Source organism: Kitasatospora sp. NPDC001132, from assembly GCF_053598415.1.
Genome location: NZ_JBSFKF010000054.1, coordinates 1 through 3,834 on the forward strand (window position 1 = coordinate 1; position 3,834 = coordinate 3,834).

Consider the following 3,834-nt stretch of genomic DNA (forward strand, 5'->3'; position numbering starts at 1 on the left):
ACGGACCGCAGCCGCGTGCACCTCCTCGGCACCGGAACCATCCGCAGAACCGAACTCCACCGCCACCAGCGACGGCACGACCTCCACGGCATCCAATTCCGCGAGGTCACCCACCACGAGGACCTCACCGGCAGCCTCACCGAGCGCGATCTGCGCCCAGTCCACGCCGAACAGCGACTCGCCACCACGGTTGCCCACCGCCGCCAGCTGCCCGGCGACCACCGGCCGCAGCACCAGCGACTCCACCGAACCGACCGGACGGCCCTCGGCGTCCGCCAGCGTCAGCGACACCGCGTCCGAACCCGCCGACACCAGCCGCACCCGCAGCGCGCCCGCGCCCGACGCGACCAGCGACACACCCGACCACGCGAACGGCAACCGGCCCGCTCCCGCGTCCTCCACCAGGCCACCGAGCCCGACCGCGTGCAACGCCGCGTCCAGCAGCGCCGGGTGCAGCCCGAAACCGGCCGCCTCCCCCGCCACCGCCTCCGGCAGCGCCACCTCGGCGAACACCTCACCGTCGCGACGCCAGGCGGCCCGCAGACCCTGGAACACCGGGCCGTAACCGAACCCGACGCCCTCCATCGCCCCGTAGAAGCCGTCCAGCTCCACCGCCTCGGCACCCGCCGGCGGCCACTCCACCAGACCCGCACCCTCAGCAGCCGACGCACCCTCCGCCAGCACACCCGAGACATGACGGACCCACTCCGACGAGCCCTCGGCCCGACCGTGCACAGCCACCGAACGACGCCCGGACGCATCCACCGCGCCCACCGTCACCTGAACCTGCACACCACCCGACCCCGGAAGCACCAGCGGCGCCTCCAGCGTCAACTCCTCCACCAGCGAGCAACCCACCTGGTCGCCCGCGCGGACGGCGAGCTCCACGAACGCCGTGCCCGGAACGATCACCGAACCCAGCACCGCGTGATCGGCCAGCCACGGGTGCGACTCCACCGACAGACGACCCGTGAACAGGAAACCCTCCGCGTCGGCCAGCGACACGCCGGCCCCCAGCAGCGGGTGATCGGCCGCGCCCAGGCCCAGCGAGGCGACCTCGCCCAGCCAGCCCGAGGCCACCGTCGGCCAGTAGCGCTCACGCTGGAACGCGTACGTCGGCAGCTCGACCGGGGGAAGCGCCACCTCTGCCGTCCAGGCCACCGGAACGCCGTGGACGTGCAGGCTCGCCAGGCACTCCGCGACACCGGCCCGCTCGTCCCGGCCGTTCCGGAGCGCCGGAACGAACACGCCCTGCTCGACGCACTCCTGGCCCATGGCCGAGAGCACGCCGTCGGGGCCCAGCTCCAGGTACGTGGTGACGCCCTGGGCCTCCAGAGTGCGCATCCCGTCAGCGAATCGAACCGCCTGACGCACGTGCCGGACCCAGTACTCGGGCGAGCACAGCTCCTCGGCCGTCGCGACCGCACCCGTCACGTTGGAGACCACGGCGATCTGCGGCGCCACGTAGGTCAGGCCCTCCGCCACCCGGCGGAAGTCCGCCAACATGCCGTCCATCAGCGGCGAGTGGAACGCGTGCGAAACGCTCAGCCGCTTGGTCTTCTCGAACTGCCCGGCGATGGCGGAGACTTCATCCTCGTCGCCGGAAATCACCACGGAGGAGGGCCCGTTGACGGCCGCGATGCTCACCTGGGCGGTCAGCAGCGGCAGGATCTCGGCCTCGGTGGCCTTGACCGCCACCATCGCACCGCCCTCGGGCAGCGCCTGCATCAGCCGGCCACGAGCCGCGACCAGCGCAACGGCGTCGTCCAGCGACAGCACACCGGCCACGTGCGCGGCCGCGATCTCACCGATCGAGTGGCCGACCAGGAAGTCCGGACGGACCCCCCAGCTCTCCACCAGCCGGTACAGCGCGGTCTCGATCGCGAACAGCGCGACCTGCGTGAACTCCGTACGGGCCAGAACCGCGGAGTCCTCCCCGAACACCGCCTCCTTCAGTGGCAGTTCCACCCGCGAACACACCGCGTCGAAGGCCTCCGCGAACACCGGATAGGCGGCATACAGCTCGCGCCCCATCCCCGGCCGCTGGCTGCCCTGCCCCGTGAACAGGAACGCCGTCCGTCCGTCGCCGGCCACGCCCCGCGCCACGCCCGCCAGCGGGCGGTCCGCCGCGAGGGCGTCCAGCGCCGCGAGCAGTGCGTCGCGGTCGCCGTGGCCGGTCACCGCGGCGCGGTGCTCGTGGTGGCTGCGGGTGGTGGCGAGGGAGAAGGCCGTTGCTTCCAGCGGGAGTTCGGGGTGCTCCGCCAGGTGGGCGCGGAGGCGTCCGGCCTGGGCGGCGAGGGCGTCCGCGCTCCGGCCCGACAGCAGCAGCGGGAGCGGGGCGGCGGTGCCCGGGGTCCCGGCGGGCGCCTGCGCCGGCTCGGCGGTCGGCGCGGGCGCCTGCTCCAGGATGACGTGGGCGTTGGTGCCGCTCATGCCGAAGGAGGAGACGCCGGCCCGGCGCGGTTCGCCGGTCTCCGGCCAGTCGCGCGACTCCGTCAGCAGCTCGACGGCGCCGGCCGACCAGTCCACGTGCGGGGACGGCTGGTCGACGTGGAGGGTCTGCGGCAGCACGCCGTGCTGCATGGCGAGCACCATCTTGATGACGCCCGCGACGCCGGCGGCGGCCTGGGTGTGCCCGATGTTGGACTTCACCGAGCCGAGCCACAGCGGCCGGTCGGCGGCGGCGCGGCCGCGGCCGTAAGTGGCGAGCAGGGCCTGGGCCTCGATCGGGTCACCCAGCGAGGTGCCGGTGCCGTGCGCCTCGACGGCGTCGACCTGGGCGGGGGTGAGCCGGGCGCCGGCCAGGGCCTGGCGGATGACGCGCTGCTGGGCGGGGCCGTTGGGGGCGGTGAGGCCGTTGCTGGCGCCGTCCTGGTTGATCGCCGAGCCGCGCACGACGGCGAGCACCGGGTGGCCGTTGCGGCGGGCGTCGGAGAGCCGCTCGACGAGCAGCATCGCGACGCCCTCGGACCAGTTGGTCCCGTCGGCGGCGGCCGCGAAGGGCTTGCAGCGGCCGTCCTCGGCGAGGCCGCGCTGGCGGCTGAACTCCAGGAAGGCACCGGGCGTCGACATGATGGCGACGCCGCCGGCCAGGGCGAGCGTGCACTCGCCGTTGCGCAGCGACTGGACGGCCAGGTGGAGGGCGACCAGGGAGGAGGAGCAGGCGGTGTCGACGGTGACGGCCGGGCCCTCCAGGCCCAGGGTGTAGGAGATGCGGCCGGAGACCACGCTGGCCGCGTTGCCGGTGCCGAGGTGGCCCTCGAAACCCTCCTGGGAGATCAGCAGCAGGTTGGTGTAGTCCTGCATGTTGGTGCCGGCGAAGACGCCGACCCGGGTGCCGCGCAGGGCGGCGGGGTCGAGGCCGGCCCGCTCGATGGTCTCCCAGGAGGTCTCCAGCAGCAGGCGCTGCTGCGGGTCCATGGCGAGGGCCTCGCGCGGCGAGATGCCGAAGAACGCCGGGTCGAACTCGGCGGCGCCGTGGATGAAGCCACCCTCGCGGACGTAGCTGGTGCCCTGCCGGTCGGGGTCCGGGTCGTACAGCGCGTCCAGGTCCCAGCCGCGGTCGGCCGGGAACGGCGTGATCGCGTCGCGGCCGTCCCGCAGCAGGTGCCAGAGCGTCTCGGGCGAGTCGACGCCGCCGGGGAACCGGCAGCCCATCGCGACGATGGCGATCGGCTCGGTGGAGGCCGACTCGGCCTCGCGCAGCCGCTCCCGGGTGTCCGCCAGGTCGGCGGTGACCTTCTTGAGGTAGCCCAGCAGCTTCTCTTCAGCGACCATCGCTGGCCAACTCCTTCTGGTGATCCGGCAGTCCGGTGGTGCTCTGTCGAATGCCGG

Annotated in this window: 1 protein-coding gene; it reads right to left on the reverse strand. The window is 73.7% G+C overall.

The genetic code is table 11. The features are described 5' to 3' along the window. Nucleotides 1-3,801 (reverse strand): type I polyketide synthase (locus ACWDBE_RS37385; protein ID WP_449810203.1); only part of this gene is annotated, 3,801 nt, incomplete at its 3' end. Between the last annotated feature and the right edge of the window lie 33 nt (nucleotides 3,802-3,834).